The sequence below is a fragment of the Brevibacillus sp. FW301-21C12A genome (genome assembly GCF_058788915.1).
Window position 1 is genome coordinate 20,432 of the sequence record NZ_JBYTBG010000014.1, and the last position, 20,308, is coordinate 40,739.

A 20,308-nucleotide genomic window follows, 5' to 3' on the forward strand; every position below is an offset into this window, starting at 1 on the left:
CCGTTTTTACCCTTGCGCAGCGAAGGACACTTCTTCTGCATCCTTCCACAGTCGCTCCAGATTGTAAAACTCGCGATCTTCGCGGTGGAAGACGTGAATCACGATATCGCCGAGGTCGACGAGCACCCAGCGTCCCTCATCCGCGCCTTCAATGCCGCGAACGTCAAAACCGTTTTTGTGGGCTTGATCGCGAATTTCGCGCACGATCGCCTGCACCTGACGCTCGTTGTTTCCGTGGCAGATCATGAAGTAGTCTGCAATCACCGAAAGCTTGCTGATGTCCAGCACCTTCAGATTTTCTGCCTTTTTGTCTTCTGCTGCCTTCACTACCAAGCGAGCCAACTCTTCTACTGTTTTAACCATCAAAACCCTCCTTCTTTCCCTTTGCGGGATACCAGATCGTTATAAGCGGTAAGCGTCAGCGGATAGACCGTCTTCTGCTTTTCTATCAAAAACTGGATCGTGCCTCCCAAAGCGAGAGCCAGGGCGGCATCAAGGTCTTTCTCGGCCAGCGTGCGAATCTGCTCCACGCCAGGAAAATTCCGGTTCGGTTCTATATAGTCTGCCACACAAACCACTTTTTCTAACAGGGACATCCCGGCTCGCCCTGTCGTATGGTAGCGAACGGCTTGCAAAATATCCGGGTCCGTCACTCCCAGGTCGTTCTGAATGACGATTGCCCCGGCAAAAGCGTGCCACAGCTCTTTTTCCCCTTCCAACAGCTCTGTCGGCATATCGTGGCGAACGAGAATTTCGAACATTTTCTCCACGGGCCAGCATTTGCAGTAGTCGTGCAAAAGTCCGGCAAGCTCGGCTTTGTCAGGGTCAGCGCCGTATCGCTGTGCAAGCTCGCGGGCAGACTGGGCGACCCCCAAAGTATGCTTGTAGCGCTTCTCGTGCATTTGCGCCCGGATGCGCGCAAGCAGTTCCTCCCGATTAGACAAGAGTTTCATAGAATCGGTTCTCCTTTATATAACGCTCCACAGCATCAGGTACCAGATAGCGGATGCTTTTGCCCGCCGCCGCCTTTTCCCGGATTAACGTGGAAGAGATGTCCCAGACCGGCATCTCCACGAAGGTGACGTACTCGCACGCCTCCCGCTCCAACTCCGTGCCCGGTCGCGCCAGACCTATAAAGCGTACCATGCGGATCAACTGTTGGAACTGGTACCATTTGGGCAAGATTTTTACCATGTCTCCCCCAATAATAAAAGAAAACTGACAATCAGGAAACTGCTGCGTGAGCAGAACCATCGTATCGTACGTGTAAGAGGGGCCTTTTCGGGCCAGTTCGATATCCGTCACGCGAAACGACTCGTGATCGGCTATGGCGAGCTGAACCATTTGCAGGCGATGATGCGCCTCTGTCAGCCCCTCCCTGCTCTTGTGCGGCGGAATGTGCGATGGCATAAACCAGACCTCGTCAAGTCCAGCCTGCTCTCTGGCCTGTTCAGCCGCCAGCAAGTGGCCGCAATGGATGGGATCAAATGTGCCGCCCATGATCCCGACTTTTTTTCGTGCGTCCTTCATGGTGTTCGATCACTTACGGCAGCTTGATCGTCTTGTGCTCCCGGGACTCTTTGTACAAGACAACCGTATGGCCAATCAGTTGCACCAGCTCGGCACCCGCACCTGCTGCCAGTTCTTCTGCTACTTCATGCTTGTCGTCGCTGTTGTTTTGCAAAATCGCGACTTTAATCAGCTCGCGCACTTCCAGCGCTTCCTTGATCTGGGTAATCATATTTTCGTTAACGCCGCCTTTTCCTACCTGGAAAATCGGGGTGAGATGATGAGCTTCTGCGCGCAAAAAGCGCTTTTGCTTGCCGGTCAACATCGGCATGCCTCCTTTAGTTCCTGCAATCATGTTCGATCAGGTTGTTTTCGTCAGTTGCTGCAAGACGACTTCGCGCATGACTTCCGTCGGTGCGTCGGTTCCCGTCCACAGCTCAAAAGCAAGGGCGCCCTGGTTCACAAACATGCCGACGCCGGAGTGAACAGTCGCGCCGATCGCCTGCGCTTCGCGGAGCAGTCTTGTCTCCAGCGGGTTGTAAATCAGGTCGCTGACAATCAGCCCGGAGTGAAGCCAGTCTGCTGGCACCGGGGTGTCCTGCACGTTTGGCAGCATTCCGATGGACGTCGTATTAATCAAAAGCGAAGAGTCCGCGATCGCGTCTTTGCCTTCGCCCTGCTCGACGATTCGCGTCGGAACGATCGTGCCTACATGCTCGGCCAGCACGGCGGCTCTTTCCCGCGAGCGATTGATGATGCGGATTTCCTTTACGCCTTTTTCGGCGAGCGTAAACGCAACGGCACGGGCAGCACCGCCCGCGCCCATCATGGTGACAATTTGCTTGTCCAGCACGATTCCCGTCTCTTCCACAAGGGAGCGGACGTAGCCCATGCCATCTGTATTGTAGCCGATCAGCCTGCCATCTTTGCTCACCACGGTATTGACGGCGCCGATTCGCTTCGCCAGCGGATCAATTTCATCGAGCATCGGCATGATCGCGACCTTGTGCGGGATCGTGACGTTAATTCCGCGAAGGCCCAATGCGCGAATCCCCGCTACCGCGTCCTCCAGCGCTTCCGGTTCGACGTCGAAAGCCGAGTAGGCAAAGTCGAGTCCGGTCTCAGCAAAAGCAGCATTGTGCATCATCGGAGACTGCGAATGGGATACCGGATGTCCAAACAGGCCGACCAACTGTGTTTTGCTTGTAATCATGGAGCTTTTCCTCCCCCGTAGCTTCTCTCTCTAGCATATGGCGCAAAGCAAAAGACGCCATCATGCGCGTCGCTGGCAAAAGGCTAGATCAAACCTCTGCGCATGCCCACGCTTACCCCTTTTGGCGCGTGAACGACGACGTTCGCTTCGTACTTGCCTTGAATCGTCACCCAGCCCAAGCCGGAAATGACGATATCCGTAGGGATTTGCGACTGCTTGACCTTGAACGAATGCTTCACAAACGGCGGCAATGCTTTGGCCGCTTCCTCCCCGGTAGGGGGCACGAGCAATGTGCCGTGATGCTTTTGCAGCACCTCGTCCGCCTTTTCCAGCTTCGTGCGGTGAATGTACAGGTCGTTGTCGACATAGACGACAAACGGCTGCTTCGGTCCGCGTACAAAGTCAATGCGGGCAAGTCCGCCCAGGAACAAGGTTTGCCCATCTTCAAGCTGGTACACCTTGGAGTTGATCCGGCTTTTCGGCGTGATTTTCCGCAGATCGGATGGAGAAATCATGTGCCCGATCTGATCGCGGTTGATAATGCCCGGCGTATCGAAAATGGAGCGTCCGTCTTCCAGCGGGATTTCGATTTTGTCCAGGGTCGTGCCTGGAAACGGCGAGGTCGTAATCGTAAGCTCTGCCGCTCCGTAGTCGTGCAGGATGCGGTTAATCATCGTCGACTTGCCGACATTGGTCACGCCGACGATGTACACATCGCGTCCTTTGCGCAGTTCCCCGATCCGGTTGAGCAACTCGTCGATATGCTGCCCTTTTTGCGCACTGATGAGCACGATGTCTTCCGGGCGCAGGCCGCGTTCCTTCGCTTCGTGCTGCATCCAGTTGCGTACACGGTTCAGGTTGATGTTTCTCGGCAAAAGGTCCACCTTGTTGCCGACGAGCAAAATCGGGTTGTTGCCGACGAAGCGCGGCAAGCCTCTGAGCCAGGAGCCCTGGAAGTCGAAAATATCGACGACCATGACGACCAGAGACTGTGTCGAGCCGATGCCGTCCAAAATTTTCAGGAAGTCGTCATCGCCCATCGCCACTGGCGCGACTTCGTTGTAGTGCTTGATGCGATAGCAGCGCTGGCAGATCACCACTTTGCGGCCCAGCGCCGATTCAGGCGCATAGCCGGGCTTTTTCGCATCCTCGGTCTGAAGCGCAATACCACAGCCGGCACAAGTGCCGATTGTTTGTTCCGTCATGCTTTTCTCCTCCACGAAACCATTCCTTTCCTTTCCATCCAGCTCAAAGCCACGCGCTCCATCTGACGGTTAAAGCGCGTCCAGAAACCGTCCGTCTGGGCCACAGGCACGACCAGGATCGTATGAAACCCCAGCCGATTTCCTCCCAGCACATCGGTAAACAATTGATCGCCGATCACGACCGTCTCGGCAATCGTCACATTCATTTGCCGAACCGCCTGCAAAAAGGCACGGTTTGTCGGCTTTCTCGCCGCACAAATAAAACCGAGATCGAGCGGTGCACAGAAGCGCTGGACGCGCTCCTTGTTGTTGTTGGACACGACCGTGACCTGGATGCCTGCATCGTGCAAGCGCCCGAGCCAGCTTATTACTTCCGGGGTAGCTTCTGGCCTGTCCCATTCTACAAGGGTGTTGTCCAAATCTGTAATCACCGCGCGGATTTTATTTCGTTTCAATTGATCTATATCAATGTGATGGATAGACTCCACGAACTGACTGGGCATCAGCTTGTTTAAAAACACGGGGCACCTCCATATGATGTGCAGCCATCAACCGCGATTTCGGCACCTACTATACCATAATCGACCACCCTGTTGCAAAAGAAAAACATTAGCTGCCGCTTGCCGTGGACAACGGCTTTGTGCCATAATGGAAACACTAAGAAAACTATTTTTGTTTATCCGGTTTTCAACCGGTGGTTAGGCAGGGGGTCGATGGCGATGAAAGACCGGATCATGAAAGGTTTTATTGATGAGATCAGAGACAAGGGCATGAAGTTTTCCATGGACGACCTGGCTCGCAGGCTCGGCATCAGCAAGCGGACGCTCTACGAGCACTTTTCCTCGAAGGTGGAGATTCTCGAGGCGATCATCTCCCAAACGTTTGCCGAGGCCGATGAAAAAACAAAGCAAATTCTCGACGACTACAGTCTTTCCCTGATCGAAAAAATCAAAGGCGTCATGATGGTTTTGCCGACACACTACGAGTTTTACGATTTGCGCATTCTCGAACAGATGAAGCGCTACTACCCGGAGCAATGGGCCTTGGTCGACTCCGCGCTCTCGGATGACTGGCAGACGCTGCGCGGACTGATCGAGCAAGGAATCAAGGAAGGGCTGATCGTCAACATGAATGTCACGCTGATGATGAAGCTGATCGTGGACGCGGTCAATTCGACGCTCGACCAGCGTTTCTACATGCAAAACCAGATTACCGTATCGGAAGCTTTGGCCGCGATTGTAGACGTTCTGTTGTACGGACTCGTGCCCGTGGATAAAAGGTGACCCCTTTTATTCCCTTTTTTTGCGAAAACTAATAAAACAAAAATAGTTTTTTGAGTTAGATGGGATGAGGTGTTGATGATGTCTTTTTTCACGCAAATGACAAAGCCGCAACGTACCGGTTTGCTTTTTGTGATTCTGATTTTGTTTATCGACATGCTGCTTTACAGCCTGTTGATCCCGATCGTTCCTTATTTTTCCGAAACGCTGCAGCCTTCCTCGACGATGATGGGCGTCCTGTTCAGCAGCTATGCGGTCGCGATGTTGCTCGCCACGCCGATCTTCGGGCCGATCTCTGACCGCTTGGGCAGACGGACAGTGCTGCTCGTCGGCTTGGTCGGGCTTGCCGCTTCGACGCTGCTATTCGCTTTTTCCGAAACGATGGCCTTGCTGATTACAGCCCGCTTCGTGCAAGGGATTGCGGCGGCTGCGACTTGGCCGACGGCGCTCGCCCTGCTCGCCGACCTGTTCCCGCCGAAAATGCGCGGAGCGGTCATGGGCACCGCGCTGACGGCCATCTCTACAGGCACCTTGCTCGGCGCGCCGATTGGCGGCTGGCTGTTTGAAATTAGCGATCACCGGACGCCGTTTCTCGCGGCTGCGGCCTTTACGGTCATCAACATCGTCTTGGTGTATTTGTTCCTCAAGGAAGAAACGGCGCGCACAGCGAGCGAAAAGCTTTTGGTCGGCAAATTTTTGCGCAATCCGCAAGTCGTCTTCATCGCCGGGATCGTCCTGCTCGCGGAAGTGTCGCTCTGCCTGCTGGAGCCGACACTGCCCGTCTTTTTGACGCAGAAGCTCAGCATTACGCCGACCGTGATCGGGCTGTTGTTTGGCGCGATGACGCTGGCATACGGATTGATTGCCCCCGTGGCAGGCTCGCTGTCCGGCCGGTTTAACCCGTACAAACTGATGTTTGCCGGAGTCGTTGCACTCGCTGTCTTCATGCCTTTCCTGGTCTGGGCCGACTCGCTGTGGCAAGCCGGAATCGCGATGGCGCTCGTCGGCGCGAGCGTCGGCTTCACGCTGTCCCCTACTCTCCCGACACTCGGGGGGATCATCGACCAAGGGGGAAGCGGCGCTTACGGAACAGCCTACTCGCTGTTCAACATGTTCCACGGAATCGGCATGGTTGCGGGCCCACTGGCTGGCGGGATTTTGACGGATCTCTTGCCTGTGTCCTCGGCTCTCCTCGTCGTCGCGGCAGCGGTGCTCGGCTTTGGCATCTTGCTGTTCATCCAGTTGAAAGCGAGCAAGGCGGTGCGGTATTCCGCACAAAAAGGCGAGATGCACACGCCTTGAGGGGTTGCGATCAAAGCAGGCGACGGTGATGATTTGGCGGCGGTTGGCGGGAGGGGGCGGGAAGCGGCTGGCTCACCAGGCAAACAAAAACGGCTGCGCCCGCGACCGCTCGGGTGCAGCTCGTCAGACACAACCACCTGACCCAAGCAAACACACCCCCGCTGTCACGCTGAGCCGTGGCATGCGGGGGTGTTGCCATTTCTTTATTCACTCCGGGATTGCTGCTGCCTCGTCTCCATCAGCCGCCTGACCCGCTCCGTCGGGGTCCAGCATTGGAAGCGATAGTCTGGCCGCGTCTCGTAGGTGAGGCGCGAACAGCGGTAGGTCACGACGCCTGGCGCTTTTTCCACGCGAAAATGAATACAGGTCGCACAGCAATGAAACGCATTGTCCGCCTCCATCCCTGCCCCTCCCTATCTCCCGAGCTTCCACGGAAACAGCGAAAGCTGCTCGTAGCGCTCTTTTTGCGGTTCGGCAAAATTGGAAAAGCCAACGCCCACCAGTCTGACACCTTGCGAGTAATCAAACGCATCGAGCAAATCGTCCAGCAGCTCCTGCCAGTTGGCCCCGGCGACTGCCTTGTGCTGCTTCGTTCTTTGCGTAAAATCGGCGTACTTGATCTTGAGCGTGATCGTTTGCGGCTCGACCCCTTCCTGGCGCACGTCCTCCTCGACCTCCCGCAACAGGGAAAGGGCAATCGGCGCGATGGACTCGCGGTCGTACAAATCAAACGACAGCGTCGTCTCCCGGCTGGTCGATTTCGGCGCGCGGTCCATCACGATCTCGCGGCTGTCTTCTCCCCTGGCCCGGTCGTACAGGGAACGGCCGAACTTGCCGAATAGCTGCACAACCTCATCCAGCGAAAGCTGCCAAAAGTCCTCCACTGTCTTGATGCCTTTTCTTTCGAGCAGCTCCTGCGACTTTTTGCCGACACCGTGAAGCGTCCCGATCGGCAACGGGCGCAGTACGTCCAATGCCTGCTCGGGCCGGATGATGACAAAGGCGTCCGGCTTTTTCAAATCGCTGGCGATCTTGGCGAGCGACATATTATAAGAAAGCCCGATGCTACACGTAAGTCCCGTCTCCTGTTTGATCCGTCTCTTCAGCTCGCGGGCAACCGGCACGGCATTTTCGTAGTCGGACACATCCAGGTACGCCTCGTCGAGACCGACTGTTTGGTAGCGTGTTGTATAGGAAGTAAAAATTTCTCTGACTTCTGCGGATTTTTCGACATAGCGGCTGTAGCGGACGGGCAGGTACACCCCTTGCGGACATTTTTTCCGCGCCAGCGCAACGGGCATGGCAGAGCGCACCCCGTATTTGCGCGCCTCGTAGCTGCACGTCGAGACGACTCCGCGGTTGGCAGTGCCGCCTACGATCACAGGCTTGCCGCGCAATTCTGGCCGATCCAGTTGCTCTACACTGGCGAAAAAAGCGTCGATATCCAGATGAAGGATTTTTTTCATGACGGATAACCACCAAACATACATTCTCATTTGTATTATCCCTGTTTTGCTCCTTCGACGCAAGCGGTGGATCGCTCCCAGAGTCGCTCCACGCTTACTGCCCGTGCGCTTCGATCACTGCCAGCAACTCGGATACGGGCGGATTGCCTTTTTTCGCGTACAAGATCGTCCCGTCCCTGCCGATGATGTAGACGATGCGCTGCTGGAAAAACAGGCCGAGAATTTTCCCTACATCATATGCTTCGCGAATCTTTTGACCTTCGTCTGCGATCAGCGGAAAATCGTAATGGAACTTTTCCGCAAACGACTGCTTTTTGCCCAGCTCGCCCGGATTGACGCCAAAGACAGCCGTGTTTTTCTGCTGCAATCTCGCGTAGTTGTCCTGAAGCGCGCACAACTGCTTGGTGCACACAGGCGTGTCGTCCCCCGGGTAAAAAACGAGGACGACCGTCTGCTTGCCGACGTACTCTCCCAGGTCAACCGGACCTTTTGTGCTGTCTGCCGTAAAGACAGGGGCTTTTGCTCCCACTTTCAACATCGCTCTCACCTCTTGGGACCAGTATAACATCGGTTTGGGCGGGGCTTACATGGCTACGAGCACCCGCATGAAAAAAACCGCCCTGCTGGCAGCAGGACGGCTGTCTGTTCACCTGTCGATTATTTCGCTTGCAGCTTCTGCTGCTTTACCCGGGCAATAAATGCCTCGGCGATTTTCAACATCTGGCTGTCGTGCGACCACATCCGCTCCGGATGCCACTGCACGCCGATAGATAGCCCGTCGAGGCTCTCGATTGCCTCAATCACTCCGTCAGCCGCGCATGCTGTCATCTGGAAGCCTGGCGCTACGTCTTTGACAGCCTGGTGGTGCGAGGTGTTTACCAGCACCTCCTGCTGCCCAAGAGCGTCCGCCAAAAAGCCGGGCTTGAGCGTGACCTTGTGTGCGCCGTATTGGCGGGAACCTTTTTGCGCATGCTGGAAGGCTCCCGGAACCTGGCTTGGAATGTCCTGAATGAGTGTGCCGCCACACGCTACATTCAAAATCTGCATTCCCCGGCAAATGCCCAAGATCGGCTTTTTCAGCTCCAATGCCAGCTTAATCACAGCCAGTTCGGCCAAATCCCGCTCGTATTCGATGTTTCCAAGCCCTTGCAGCGGCTCTTCCCCGTACAGATGCGGGGCAGGATCGTCGCCGCCAGTCAGGATCAGCCCGTCCAGCGATTCGATCATCTCCCGGAACGGCGCTTCCTGTACAGTCAGCAGCGGCAGGATGAGCGGAATGCCGCCTGCGCGGGCCACTCCGTCCACGTAGCCGGACCCGACATAGAAAAACTGGTCGAGGTGGTTATTCGGGAAATACATTTTCGTACACGCGACACCAATAATCGGACGCACGCCAAGTCACTCCCTTATGGCTACCTTAGTCTGTTTACTTGACATTCGATGCGTATTTGAAGTCGATGAACCCGAGGGCGTCCACGACGACGTCTTTTACACTGTCCTGCTTCACCCAGGCATACGTGAAGTAGTAGATCGGCAGCGCCGGCATTTCGTCCATGACGATGGCGTCCGCCTTTTTCAAGATTTCCTTGCGTTTTGCCGGGTCGCCTTCTTTGGCAGACTGTGCGAGCAGGTCGAGGAACTCTTTGTTTTCCCACTTCGACGTGTTCAAACCGCCCTTGAACACTTCGAGGAAGTTGATCGGATCGTTGAAGTCGCCAATCCAGCTTGCGCGGCCAATGGTGAAGTTACCTTCCTTCATTTGCTCGCGGTGCACCTTGTTTTCCTTGTTCACCAGCTTGACTTCGATGCCGAACGCTTTGCGCCATTGGTCCTGGATCACCGTCGCAATGCGCTGGTTCACCTCTGTCGTATTGTAGGAGATAGTCAGCTCAGGCAGCTCGGTCAAGCCCGCTTCCTTCATGCCTTCTGCCAGCAGCTTTTTCGCTGTCTCCACGTCGCCGTCCTTGATGTAGCCATCCGGGTTGAGCGCCATGGTCGGCGGGAGGATTCCGGTCGCTGGCGTGCTCTTGAACGGCACGACGCTTTCGGAAATTTCCTTGCGGTTGACGGCTGTGGCAAACGCTTGGCGAATTTTTTTGTTGTCAAACGGCTTTTGCGTCGTATTGAAGATGTACCAGTACGTGCCTGCCGTCGCTTGCGTCTGCATTTTTCCGGAATCTTTCAAGGCATCCAGGGCATCAAGCGGCAGGTCGCCCAGCGGAGAGCCGGCCCAGTCCAGATCGCCTTTTTCGAACATGGACAGCTCGGTGTTCGGGTCTTCAATCATGTTGATGGTCAGCGTGGACAAATGAACCGCGTCTTTATCCCAGTAGGAGTCGTTTTTGGCAAATTCGATTACCGATTTGTGCTCCCACTTTTTCAGGACGAACGGGCCGTTGCCGATGTACGTCTCCGGCTTGGCTGCCCAGTCCTTGTTCCCCTCCACCACTTTTTTATTGACCGGGAAATAAGTGACCGATGCCACCAGCTCCGGGAAGAACGGCGCCGGGTTTTCCAGCGTCACGACCAGCGTTTTGTCGTCAGTCGCCTTGACGCCGACATCCTCTGCCTTCGCCTTCTTGGCGTTGAACGCTTCCCCGTTTTTGAGATAGTACAACTGGTACGCATATCCGGAGGCTGTCTCGGGATCGAGCACCCGTTTCCACGCGTATTCAAAATCGTGGGCAGTTACCGGATCGCCGTTGGACCATCTGGTATCGCGCAGGTGAAACGTGTAAGTCAAGCCATCAGCGGATACTTCGTACTTTTCGGCGACCGCCTCTTTCAGCTCGCCCTTTTCATTCAGGCGCAAAAGGCCATCGAATGCTGCACGGGCCACAGACATGGAAGGGATATCTTCCGCCAGTCCAGGGTCAATCGAGTTCGGCTCGCCTGTGTTCAGGTTGACCTGCATCGTTTGGGGCGCTCTCGTCTGCTCCTGTTGCGCACCTTGCGGATTTTCCGTGGTGCCGGCTTGCGGCGCTCCACAGCCAGCAAACACCAGACTGGTCAGCAAAACGGCGCAAAATGATAGATTCTTCAACTTTTTCACAACAAAACCCCCATCTGTGGAATAATTCTTCTTGATTGTTAGGAGCATGACTAAATAATATTATCTTGAGAAAATTTTGTCTACACGAATAAAAAGGAGATGGGTCTTATGCTATCCGGTCTTTTTGCCCCTGTTTCAGAGCTGCTCGAAGCGGCTGGCGGCGAATGGGGAGTCTATCTGGAAGATTTACAGACAAACGAAAAGCTCGCCATCAACGAAAATCAGCGCTTCTACGCCGCGAGCGTCATCAAGGTGCCGATCATGGCCGCTGTGTTCGCCGAAGCCTACGCCGGCAAGCTCGCACTGGGAGACAAGCTCAAGCTGCGCCAGGAGGACCTCGTGGGCGGAGCAGGCGTCTTGCAGCACATGACGCCCGGGACGGAGTTCACCGTGTACGACCTCGTCACCTTGATGATTATCCAGAGCGACAACACCGCCACCAACATGATGATTGACCTCGTCGGGGCAGACAGCATCCGCAGCATCATGCGCAAAACCGGAATGGAAAACAGCTCCTTTTACAACAAGCTGATGGTCGTGCCAGCCGAGCTGGAAGGCTACAACGAGATTACGGCCGCAGACATCGCAAGCCACCTCCGCTACCTGGCGACGGGAAAAGTCATCTCCTACGACAGTTGCCTGAAAATGATCGCGATCTTAAAGCAGCAGCAGCATCGCGACCGCTTCCCGTTTCTTTTGCCCGATCCGGACGGCGAGATCATCGGGATGGTGCCGAAGTGGGAGTTTGCGAACAAGACAGGCTCGGTCACGAAAATCACGCATGATGTCGGAATTTTCTATACAGGACCGCACGCGATCAGCGTCTCCCTGCTCAACAAGGGCCTGGCCCAAAAGGATGCCGCCAGCGTCATGGCGCGCATCGGCCGCCTGCTGTACGATACGTACGGCCCGAAAGCATAAGCATCCTGTACACCGCTCGCCCGTTTTGCCGGGCGGGCTTTTTTTGGCTGGCGGTTGTGCCGTCCACGCGAAAAAACGGGTCTTCCTCTTCTTTGACGAAAAGGAATGACCCGCTCGCTTTTTACTTATCTTTTTCCAAAATCAGATTGGACACTTGCCATGCGCTGGAGAAAGACAGCTCGGAAAGCTGGCCTTGCCCTTCGCACCAGTCCCCTGCAAAGAACAGGTTGCGGTAGTCCGGGAAGAAGGTAGGCATTGGCTTTTGGTTCATCGTCCATTTGATTTCCTGGACAACGGCACGGGCAGATACGCGCGGTACAACCAGTTGCTCGCGCCAGCCCGGGAAGTGCTTGTCGTACAGATTTTCGATCTCCTGCTTGCGAATCTCCGCCGCTTCCTTGTTGCCTACGTCAGCCTGGCGCATGTAGGCTGTCGCCTGCAAAAGCTGTCCGCCCTCCGGCACGCAAGTACGGTCGTAGTAGGAGATGTCTGTGATGAAAATATTGTTTTGCTTGTCGTAGATGTAGGAGAACGGCACATCAATCCGCTCTTTCAGACCGATATCGTAAACCATGACGACTGTCGGCTCGTATTCTGCGTGCTGGGCAACCGCGTGCTCCAGGCGTGTTTCTGCGAATACTTTTACCAATTCTTTCGGCGGAATACAGCAGACGAACTCATCAGCCGTAAACTCGCCCTCCGGCGTCACCACTCCAACCACGCGATCATTTTCTACGAGAAACTTCTCTACTTTGTTCTTGAGCATGATCGTGCCCTGGTTTGCCTCGATTACGCGAACGAACTCGTTAATCAGCGCCTGCCAACCGCCGCCGATGTACGCAACAGGCTTGTTCGTCGTGAACAGGCGGCTGTAGTACGTGAAGAACACATCAGACGGAATTTTTTCCGGTTCACGCGTAAAGAAGTTGGAGGAGGCGAGCGTCAGCATCATGTCTTGCACGTCTTCGCTGACTTGCTTTTTCTCCATCCACTTCTGAATCGACATGTGCGGATGGCCCTTCTCCATTTTGAGCATCGTTTTCAAAATTTCAAACGTAAATAATACCTTGTCCATCCCTTTTAACAGCTTGGTTTGGAAAAGTCCTTGCACGTTGGAAGGAACGGCAGTCAAATCGCTCCCGATATCGTACTTTGCTTTTGTTGGATTGAAGTCTTGCCAGTCAATGTTGAGTCCGAGTTCTTTTTCAAACGTTCTCAAAACGGAGCTGTCGCGAGCATAAATGGCGTGCGCACCGAAGTTGAAGTTGAAGCCTTTGATCTTCAGTGTAACGGCACGTCCACCCAATTGTCCGCGCTCCAAAACCAAAACCTTTTTGCCTTTCGACGACAGGTAGGCGGCACTGGAAAGACCAGCCAGTCCGGCACCTACAATAACAACGTCATAGTGATTGGTTGTCATACACAATCTCCCCTACGCACTAGCGATGTTGATTACATGAGCTAAACCCTACAATAGAATAAGGGATGGATAAGGTGGAAGTCAACTATTATTGAACTGTGTCTATTTTTATACTGTCCGATACCATTTTTTACCTAGCATACGTGTGCTATGATGGGGAAAAAGGCAAAGGGGATGCCCGAAATGGACTGGAAGATCCCGATTCCTCCCGCGCAAAAAGAGGCAGGTTCGCGTCCTGCCATCCGCGAAAACAACGAGCCGCTCGTTTCTCTCATGCAGTATGCCCCACAGCTTGAGGTATATCCAGTCTACTACCACGAAGGGCTTGCTTGCGCTATGGCGGACTGTCTCGTCCGAAGCTCGGTCGCAGACAGGCTGCTGCAAGCCGCAAAGCTGCTCCCCGCCAGTCTGCGGCTCGTCGTGCTGGACGGCTATCGCCCGCTTCAGGTGCAGCAAGCTTTGTACGACCGCTTCAAGCAGCAGCTTCTTGCCCAAGGCTGGACCGAGAGCGAGGAACTGTACGCCGAGCTGCACCGCTTTGTCGCCCGCCCTACTGCCGATCCGGCAAAACCGCCGCGCCATCTGACCGGAGGGGCTGTCGACCTGACAATTGCCGGCCCTGGCGGCTGGCTTGTGATGGGGACCGCTTTTGACGACTTTTCAGAGCGCGCCTGTACCCGCTATTTCGAAACGCTCGCCGACATGTCCGATGCGGACCGGGAAGCACAGGCGAACCGCCGCCTGCTCTACCACGTCATGACTCGCGCCGGGTTTACCAACTACGCAGACGAATGGTGGCATTTTGACTACGGCAACCAGGCGTGGGCGGCCTGCACCGGAAGCGCCTGTGCCATGTACGGCGGCGTGTAGCCCGGTTCTTTTTCCGCGCAAACAAAAAGAAGCCCTATCGCGGCCACCCCTCAAAAGGAAGCCGCGATAGAGCAGGCTAGTCGTTGCGTCTTGTCATCTGCTGCCAGACCGTACCGCTGGCTGCTTCCCCGCTCTCGATCCGCTGCACGGCCATTTGCACCTGCAAGCTGACTTCGAACTCAGGGTCGTTCTGGGCCGCGCGCAAGGCGTCCAGCGCCGTCTCGTCGCCCACTTCGAACAGGTAGCGGGCCGCACGCCAGCGCACCAGCTTGTTACGGTCTTTGAGCGCCTCGCACATCGGCCCAATCGCCCGCGGATCGCCCAGATCGGACAGCGTATCGCCTGCCGTGCGTCTCACGGACACGGAATCGTCGCGAAGCGCTTCGAACAACAGCGGGAACACTTCGTCGCCTCCGACCATCCCCAGGTAAACGACAGCGAGCCTGCGAATGGACGGCTTCGGATCGCGCAGCGCTTTTGCCAGAACAGGCAAGTCTTCCTCTGTCGGTTCCATGCGGTCCAGCGCTTCATAGCGTTTTTGCCAGTCCGGATCGTCGAGCATGCCCGGGGTGACGACCTTTTTCTCGCGCTCGACCACCTGCGGCGTCTCGCCCGGCCCGAGCAGCATCGCCTGCTGGACGAGCTCCTCCACGCGGCTCTGCGGATACGTCGCGTCGATCTCCTGCGCTACCTCCTCGCCGATCTCGCGCAAGTCGCCGTAACGGACACCGTGCTCGACCCATTTGCGCTCCATAATCAGGTTCGGGGAAGCAGACCCGGCCTGCACGGCAGCCTGTCCGAAACGCTCAGGCAAGGCGGCGCGAATCTGCTCCGTCCCCATCGTCACCTTGACCTGCATCGGGACGCCGCGAAACATCTGGATGAACACCTGCGCCTCCCCGTAAGCTCCCGCTTGCTCCGCAGAGACGACCGGAATCGCCGTTCCTTTTCCCGCCTGCAAAACTTCCCGCGCCTCCGTCAAAATGCGCTGCCAGTCGGCATTCGACTTCCGCTCCAGAGCCAGGAAGTCCGCCGTATGAAAAATCGACGTCACCCCGTCAATGGCCAGCAGCTCCCGCATCAGCTCCGGCGCTTTCTGCGCTTCTGCTTTTGTATAAACATGTTGCACGCCACCTGGCAGAGTCTCGTCCACGTTCAGCTTCATCACGTTGGGACTCGGCGTCGGTTCGATGGACAACAGTTTCATGCTTTCGTCACTCCTTTTTCCGCAATGCTACCTCCCTCCTATGGTAGCACGGAAGCGGCTTCGTTTGCCAACCTGCGGGTGCGGCAAAAGCAGTTTGCGGCTGGAAGCAGACCTAGAGCTTCAGCCTGTAGTAATCGTTGGCCGACTGCACGACAAAGCCGCACGACTCGTACAGCCCGAGCGCCCGGCTGTTTTCACAGGCGACCTCAAGGGAAATCTCTGCGAAGCCTTCAGCTTCGAGCAACGCAATCGTCTGCGCCAGTGCCTGGCGGCCGTAGCCTTTGCCCTGTTCGTCGGGGTGGACGCAAAAGCCGTAGATGAACGCCTGCATGCCATTTTTGCTTACGCTGATTTTGCCGACCGCCCGTTCCTCTGCCAGCACCAGATACGTACTGGTACGAGGATCGTTCGCCATCTTCTCGTTCATCTCCCGTACCTGCGCTTCCTCCATCTGAAAACCGCGTACATCGAGCTGAATCAACGTCTCTTCATCCGCTGCGGTAGCAGGCCGCAGCCGCACAGCGTGACTCAAGGCTTCTCGTCCAGATTTTCCTAAATCCATCCAGTATTCCGAATACTCGTATGAGGCGCCGATTCGCTTCTGATAAGCGGCCCCTGCCTGCGATTTTTGCTGGACGATAAACAGCAGGGCCGGAATGCCCCGCTTGCGGCACTCTGCTTTAGCCCTGTGCTGCAGTCCGGTAAAAATCCCTTTTCTCCGGTGATCCGGATGGACCATGCCGCTGACCTCCGCCTCTTTGGCGTGGAACACATACAGGCCAAGATATCCGACCAGCTTGTTGTCCGCGTAACAGAGAAAGTCCTCTGTGTGCTCGCCCGAACGCTGTTCCAGCATGTTCGGGTTTATTTTCAAAGCAATGCCGTCATGCCCGTTGCAGATCACAGCCAGTTGGTTGACTTCCTCAAGCTGTGCTGCTGTCAGCGATTTGATTGCCACGATCTCGTATCCCATGCGACTCTCCCCCTTTTTTGAAGTCTTACCTCATCTCATCTTGTTAACTAGGTAATTAGATAAATCACGACTGAAATTATTATACATGGCAAGCCAAAAAAGAAAAATATTTTAGCCGTTTCTTTTACCTTCTCATTTTCTTTTCGCATCTCATATTTATTGGCATTATTTTCACCAAGAACTTTTGAGGAATCAGGGTTAGACATGTGTTTACGATCAAGACCTAAATATGAACTGAAAATAACCCCTGATAATATTAGTCCCACTACACCAATAAAAAACTCATAAAGAACAAACGTTTTCAAAATGCTAATTTGAAAAAAAGAATATATGAAAACTAAAATCGAAATAATTAGGCTTGAAACTAGGCCGATCCTCATATTAATCCCTCCATCAAAAAGAAGGCGTCTCCCGCCTTCAATTGTTAGAATTTATCTACACTATTTTCTTTTAACGGCCACTCTTGACCAAGATTAAGGTTAAGTTTACTAGTGATTCTTTTTTCTTTCTTATAATTGTCTACAGATTTATTATGTTTAACTATTAATTTGTCCCCCTTTTCTTTTAGTTTATCTTTAAGTTCTGCTGGTATTTTTATAACTACATTTCCTTCTTTATCCTTTATATGAATTATTTCTTTTGACTCTTTAAGACCACCCGCTTTATTTATTTCTTCAACTATCTCGTACACTTCATCAGCCAATGGAACTGTAAGTCCAGTCAAACCGACGTAAACTCCCTCTCTATTTTTATCTAAGACTGTGACTGGAGCACCTACGATAATTTCTTGTTTTTGTTCAGCAAAAAGCTGTGATTCATTTTCTGCTTTGATATTGCTGCTTCCGAATGTTAGTAAAGCTGTAAACGCAATAACCCCTATTCCTGAAAGGACATATTTCCGCACAAAGTATTCCCCCTAATTAATATATTCAGCACCAAAGGTAAAATTCTCTACATTTAAACATTTTGTTTGTGGATCAACATTGAGTAGTAAGACTAAAACTGTGTTTAATCCAAGTACTTATGGATTAAGTTTTACAGTCCCTGTTGACCAGAAAATACCTCTTAATGAGCTTTCTAAATTGGCACCAGCAATAACTTTTAGATGACTGCTTGTTTCCCAATGGTTCCAGTTATAGGAACTATTAGGCTGTAGGTATTCAAAATGAATACCAGCTCCGTAATTTTTGTATCTTACTGACTGTGAAGAGTTGAAGGCCCCGAACCAGTGTTCAATGACATCAATACCATCCGAACCTGGGGAAATAACAATATTTGTTGGTTGTACATAATCAGACTGACAAGACGTCCCTGAACCATAATAACAAGTATAGCCATAGTACCTAAGGTAGTTTCTATTTTGTTTATGCAGCACCCTTGCATGCTGATCGGCTCCACCATTACCTCTATATAAAACATTGACTAATTCACGCGAACTCAAGTCGGCAGTATTTCGTACCTCGTATTGAAGTATTTTGTGATCCACACTCAAAGATGAAGTTAGAGGAGTATTGTTAGCATAGTATTTTTTCAGCGTACCTTCTGAACCTGCGACCAGATTAAGATCGGTTGCAGCGTAAACAGCAACAGCAAAAATAGATACCGATAGTAGCATCGTCAATGAAACTATAAACTTCCTCAGCCTAAATAACCTCTCCTTTTTTGTAATATATATCCAATTTCACACATCTTCTATTCATTACAAAAGGGAGCATAGAACCATTATAATAGGTAAAAAAGTCACATAATTGGAAACTTTCAGGGAAAACTATCCATTCACTCGATAAGAAATAAAATCAAACTCTTTCGTCGCGAGCTACTCGTTACGACAAACTAGCAAAGTCATTCTTGTTGTTGATATACGACCGCTATTTTCTTGACTCAATAATGCTTTTCCAGCCACGCCCTAGTCTTTTGTCAAAAATAATGCCTTCTCATCTCCTCCACCATTTCCTCCAGATTGTTCGCTACTTGCGGAATCGAATAGCCGACGTACAGCGGGGAAGTCACGAAGCGCGGCACCGCCTTGGCGATCAGCTTTTCTTTCCATTGATAAAAGAAGAAGTTGTAGCTCTGGTTGCGCGGGTTGACGTGGTGAAGAATCCAGTGCGCCAAAATTTGCAAATAATCAGCCATTTTGGGCAGCCGATCCAGGTCGGACAAAATGACGTTGTACTCAAAAAAGCCCGCGCGCGGATGCGTCGAGAGCGAACACTCCACCCCTGACTCCCGGTCGATGGTGATGCCGTGAAAGTCGCTGTCCCTGAGTTGCGCGCGATAGTCGTAACCCGTCAGCCCGACGATCTGCATGTGCGGGTGGCGAATGCTCCCGCCGGAATACAGCCCGTGGTTTTTGAAAAAGAGCACAGAGCGAAAAGAGCCGCTTCGCTCCATCTCCAGCCACTTTTCCACGCCAAAGGAAAGCAGGGCGTGCACGTGCTCCCGGGAGTAGGAGGACCAGTCGCCGTTGCACTCATCCGATTCAATCAAGACGGTCTGATACGTATCCTGCAGGACGGGAAATTTGTTCATCAGCCAGATCATGGAACCGCGCTGCTCCAGCACATCTGTCAAGCTGCCGCGATCGCAGAACGGACACGCTGTTTCCCTGTTGATTACGCTCTCCGGCTTTTTTCTGCCGATGTGCATGTTAAAGTGCAAGTGTGTCTGCGCCATCCAAAGTGTCCCTCCAATTTCTGGATACCTCCACTTTACACCGATTCGCGCGGAAAATCATGACGTATTTTCGCTCCCGCCATCAACTAGCCACAAATTGGCCTATTTTTCCATTTTTTGCGCGCTCGTTTCTTTTTTTACCCCAAATGGGTTGCATATAATGGGAGCAGCGATAACCGGAAAGGTGTTGGATGCGATGGAAAAATCATTCTATTACCCGGTGAGCTGGAGTGAAGCCCACCGCTACAAGGCACTGCTCGATCAAGAGGGAGTGCCTTACGAAATCCAGTCTCCGCTCGATCTGCCCATTTTGGAAGAAGGCAAGCTGGCGATTGTCTTCCCTTCCATCCCGCTTCGGCTGTACGCGTGGGTACGTACCTTGTTTTATCGCGACGGCCTGCGCTATCCCGATACGTTTTCTTCCTTCAGGTAAAAGAGCGTGTCCCAAGTACCCCTCCCTCCCTTTCACATAAGATAGGAATAGCAATGTCGCGAGCGGCTGCAAAAAGGGAGGTGAGGGAATGCCTGCATACAACATTCGCATTTCGATCGCGAAGCTCAGGCTCGATCTGTACGACGGAAACAAGCTCGTTCGCTCCTACCCGGTTGCGCTGGGCAAAATCGCCACGGCGACACCGCGCGGAGACTTCACCATCATCAACAAGGTGCCCTATCCGAACTCATACCCCGGAGGCCCGCTCAGCGTCTTCGGGACGTACTGGCTGGGACTCAGCAAGCCACATTACGGCATACACGGAACGAACAACCCGTCCTCCATCGGAAAATACGTCTCGCACGGCTGCATTCGCATGTACAACCAGGACGTCAACGCCTTGGCGAAGCTCGTCCCCATCGGCACCCCCGTGCGCATCCGGCAGCAGTGACGACACGCAAAGACCCGCCTCTTTTTGCAAAAGGCGGGTCTTTTTCACATGCAATGCTTATTCTTTTTGGCGACCGTCTGCTGGTCTTCCGTCTCCAAATATACGAGAAATCTTCGGGCTTGCTTGTACATGATCGACAGCGTCAATTCCCTGATCTTGTTCATGATCGCTTCTTTGTCCTTCGGATGGACTTCGCAAGCGAGCCTTTCTTCTTGCAACGCTAGGTAAGACATCACCCATTCCGGGTCCAACTTATAAGCAGGCAACGACAGCGACTCCTCTACTCTAGTGATCTTCTCTAGTCTACAGGAGATCGGCGTCGCTTTCCCA

The 20,308-nt window shown here is 53.5% G+C and carries 26 protein-coding genes; 6 read left to right on the forward strand and 20 right to left on the reverse strand.

Annotated features, from left to right (window positions below; genetic code table 11):
- Positions 1–6: 6 nt before the first annotated feature.
- From rsfS to AC3WQH_RS11175, 7 genes are all read right to left on the reverse strand, one after another.
- Entirely contained in the window at positions 7–363 is a 357-nt protein-coding gene (rsfS, locus tag AC3WQH_RS11145) for a ribosome silencing factor (RefSeq protein WP_005833170.1), read from the reverse strand.
- Positions 363–953 (reverse strand): bis(5'-nucleosyl)-tetraphosphatase (symmetrical) YqeK, encoded by a 591-nt coding sequence (yqeK, locus tag AC3WQH_RS11150; RefSeq protein ID WP_005833172.1) that lies wholly within the window; start codon positions 951–953, stop codon positions 363–365. The genes rsfS and yqeK overlap by 1 nt, the downstream gene beginning before the upstream one ends.
- Entirely contained in the window at positions 937–1,530 is a 594-nt protein-coding gene (locus AC3WQH_RS11155) for a nicotinate-nucleotide adenylyltransferase (RefSeq protein ID WP_005833174.1), read from the reverse strand. Before AC3WQH_RS11155 ends, yqeK begins: the two co-directional genes overlap by 17 nt.
- Positions 1,531–1,543: 13 nt before the next feature.
- On the reverse strand, positions 1,544–1,834 hold the full coding sequence (yhbY, locus tag AC3WQH_RS11160) for a ribosome assembly RNA-binding protein YhbY (protein WP_005833176.1): 291 nt from the start codon (positions 1,832–1,834) through the stop codon (positions 1,544–1,546).
- Positions 1,835–1,870: 36 nt separating this feature from the next.
- Positions 1,871–2,722 carry a shikimate dehydrogenase gene (locus tag AC3WQH_RS11165; RefSeq protein WP_005833178.1) on the reverse strand — a complete coding sequence of 284 codons (852 nt, stop codon included), beginning with the start codon at positions 2,720–2,722 and terminating at the stop codon, positions 1,871–1,873.
- Positions 2,723–2,805: 83 nt separating this feature from the next.
- Positions 2,806–3,927: a ribosome biogenesis GTPase YqeH gene (gene yqeH, locus AC3WQH_RS11170; protein WP_005833179.1), complete on the reverse strand. Its 1,122-nt coding sequence runs from the start codon at positions 3,925–3,927 to the stop codon at positions 2,806–2,808.
- Positions 3,924–4,448, reverse strand: a complete 525-nt coding sequence (locus tag AC3WQH_RS11175) for a YqeG family HAD IIIA-type phosphatase (protein WP_005833181.1) — start codon at positions 4,446–4,448, stop codon at positions 3,924–3,926. The genes yqeH and AC3WQH_RS11175 overlap by 4 nt, the downstream gene beginning before the upstream one ends.
- 198 nt (positions 4,449–4,646) lie before the next feature.
- On the opposite strand from AC3WQH_RS11175, the gene AC3WQH_RS11180 reads away from it, so the two are divergent.
- Both AC3WQH_RS11180 and AC3WQH_RS11185 read left to right on the forward strand, forming a co-directional pair.
- Complete coding sequence (locus tag AC3WQH_RS11180; RefSeq protein WP_005833183.1) at positions 4,647–5,210, forward strand: TetR/AcrR family transcriptional regulator; 564 nt, start codon at positions 4,647–4,649, stop codon at positions 5,208–5,210.
- A gap of 78 nt (positions 5,211–5,288) precedes the next feature.
- On the forward strand, positions 5,289–6,509 hold the full coding sequence (locus AC3WQH_RS11185) for an MFS transporter (RefSeq protein ID WP_197186771.1): 1,221 nt from the start codon (positions 5,289–5,291) through the stop codon (positions 6,507–6,509).
- A gap of 203 nt (positions 6,510–6,712) precedes the next feature.
- On the opposite strand, the gene AC3WQH_RS11190 is transcribed toward AC3WQH_RS11185, so the two are convergent.
- The 5 genes from AC3WQH_RS11190 to AC3WQH_RS11210 form a co-directional block, all read right to left on the reverse strand.
- Positions 6,713–6,910, reverse strand: a complete 198-nt coding sequence (locus AC3WQH_RS11190; protein ID WP_005833187.1) for a hypothetical protein — start codon at positions 6,908–6,910, stop codon at positions 6,713–6,715.
- 12 nt (positions 6,911–6,922) lie between these two features.
- A complete protein-coding gene (locus AC3WQH_RS11195) occupies positions 6,923–7,975 on the reverse strand; it encodes a DNA polymerase IV (RefSeq protein ID WP_005833189.1) in 1,053 nt (350 codons plus the stop codon).
- Between the two features lie 94 nt (positions 7,976–8,069).
- Entirely contained in the window at positions 8,070–8,513 is a 444-nt protein-coding gene (locus AC3WQH_RS11200; protein ID WP_025844922.1) for a peroxiredoxin, read from the reverse strand.
- Between the two features lie 119 nt (positions 8,514–8,632).
- Positions 8,633–9,367 carry a gamma-glutamyl-gamma-aminobutyrate hydrolase family protein gene (locus tag AC3WQH_RS11205; RefSeq protein ID WP_005833193.1) on the reverse strand — a complete coding sequence of 245 codons (735 nt, stop codon included), beginning with the start codon at positions 9,365–9,367 and terminating at the stop codon, positions 8,633–8,635.
- A 34-nt stretch (positions 9,368–9,401) separates the two neighbouring features.
- Positions 9,402–11,027, reverse strand: a complete 1,626-nt coding sequence (locus tag AC3WQH_RS11210) for a peptide ABC transporter substrate-binding protein (RefSeq protein WP_221842074.1) — start codon at positions 11,025–11,027, stop codon at positions 9,402–9,404.
- Positions 11,028–11,135: 108 nt separating this feature from the next.
- Here AC3WQH_RS11210 and AC3WQH_RS11215 point away from each other — a divergent pair, with 108 nt between their 5' ends.
- Positions 11,136–11,948 (forward strand): serine hydrolase, encoded by an 813-nt coding sequence (locus AC3WQH_RS11215; protein WP_005833196.1) that lies wholly within the window; start codon positions 11,136–11,138, stop codon positions 11,946–11,948.
- A gap of 121 nt (positions 11,949–12,069) precedes the next feature.
- On the opposite strand, the gene AC3WQH_RS11220 is transcribed toward AC3WQH_RS11215, so the two are convergent.
- Positions 12,070–13,368, reverse strand: a complete 1,299-nt coding sequence (locus AC3WQH_RS11220; RefSeq protein WP_005833198.1) for a phytoene desaturase family protein — start codon at positions 13,366–13,368, stop codon at positions 12,070–12,072.
- A 183-nt stretch (positions 13,369–13,551) separates the two neighbouring features.
- Here AC3WQH_RS11220 and AC3WQH_RS11225 point away from each other — a divergent pair, with 183 nt between their 5' ends.
- On the forward strand, positions 13,552–14,238 hold the full coding sequence (locus AC3WQH_RS11225) for a M15 family metallopeptidase (protein WP_492332036.1): 687 nt from the start codon (positions 13,552–13,554) through the stop codon (positions 14,236–14,238).
- Positions 14,239–14,314: 76 nt separating this feature from the next.
- On the opposite strand, the gene AC3WQH_RS11230 is transcribed toward AC3WQH_RS11225, so the two are convergent.
- From AC3WQH_RS11230 to AC3WQH_RS11255, 6 genes are all read right to left on the reverse strand, one after another.
- Positions 14,315–15,445, reverse strand: coding sequence for a virulence factor (locus tag AC3WQH_RS11230; RefSeq protein WP_005833200.1), 1,131 nt, complete (start codon positions 15,443–15,445; stop codon positions 14,315–14,317).
- 112 nt (positions 15,446–15,557) lie between these two features.
- Positions 15,558–16,418 carry a GNAT family N-acetyltransferase gene (locus AC3WQH_RS11235; protein ID WP_005833202.1) on the reverse strand — a complete coding sequence of 287 codons (861 nt, stop codon included), beginning with the start codon at positions 16,416–16,418 and terminating at the stop codon, positions 15,558–15,560.
- A 47-nt stretch (positions 16,419–16,465) separates the two neighbouring features.
- Positions 16,466–16,798, reverse strand: coding sequence for a hypothetical protein (locus AC3WQH_RS11240; RefSeq protein WP_005833203.1), 333 nt, complete (start codon positions 16,796–16,798; stop codon positions 16,466–16,468).
- A 44-nt stretch (positions 16,799–16,842) separates the two neighbouring features.
- On the reverse strand, positions 16,843–17,322 hold the full coding sequence (locus AC3WQH_RS11245; RefSeq protein WP_005833204.1) for a hypothetical protein: 480 nt from the start codon (positions 17,320–17,322) through the stop codon (positions 16,843–16,845).
- Between the two features lie 117 nt (positions 17,323–17,439).
- Positions 17,440–18,039 (reverse strand): hypothetical protein, encoded by a 600-nt coding sequence (locus AC3WQH_RS11250; RefSeq protein WP_129552218.1) that lies wholly within the window; start codon positions 18,037–18,039, stop codon positions 17,440–17,442.
- Positions 18,040–18,335: 296 nt separating this feature from the next.
- Positions 18,336–19,094 (reverse strand): DUF4931 domain-containing protein, encoded by a 759-nt coding sequence (locus AC3WQH_RS11255; RefSeq protein WP_005833205.1) that lies wholly within the window; start codon positions 19,092–19,094, stop codon positions 18,336–18,338.
- Positions 19,095–19,290: 196 nt separating this feature from the next.
- On the opposite strand from AC3WQH_RS11255, the gene AC3WQH_RS11260 reads away from it, so the two are divergent.
- Positions 19,291–19,527 carry a hypothetical protein gene (locus AC3WQH_RS11260; RefSeq protein WP_007784848.1) on the forward strand — a complete coding sequence of 79 codons (237 nt, stop codon included), beginning with the start codon at positions 19,291–19,293 and terminating at the stop codon, positions 19,525–19,527.
- Between the two features lie 88 nt (positions 19,528–19,615).
- Complete coding sequence (locus AC3WQH_RS11265; protein ID WP_005833208.1) at positions 19,616–19,978, forward strand: L,D-transpeptidase; 363 nt, start codon at positions 19,616–19,618, stop codon at positions 19,976–19,978.
- 44 nt (positions 19,979–20,022) lie between these two features.
- On the opposite strand, the gene AC3WQH_RS11270 is transcribed toward AC3WQH_RS11265, so the two are convergent.
- On the reverse strand, positions 20,023–20,244 hold the full coding sequence (locus AC3WQH_RS11270; protein ID WP_005833210.1) for a hypothetical protein: 222 nt from the start codon (positions 20,242–20,244) through the stop codon (positions 20,023–20,025).
- Positions 20,245–20,308 lie beyond the last annotated feature (64 nt).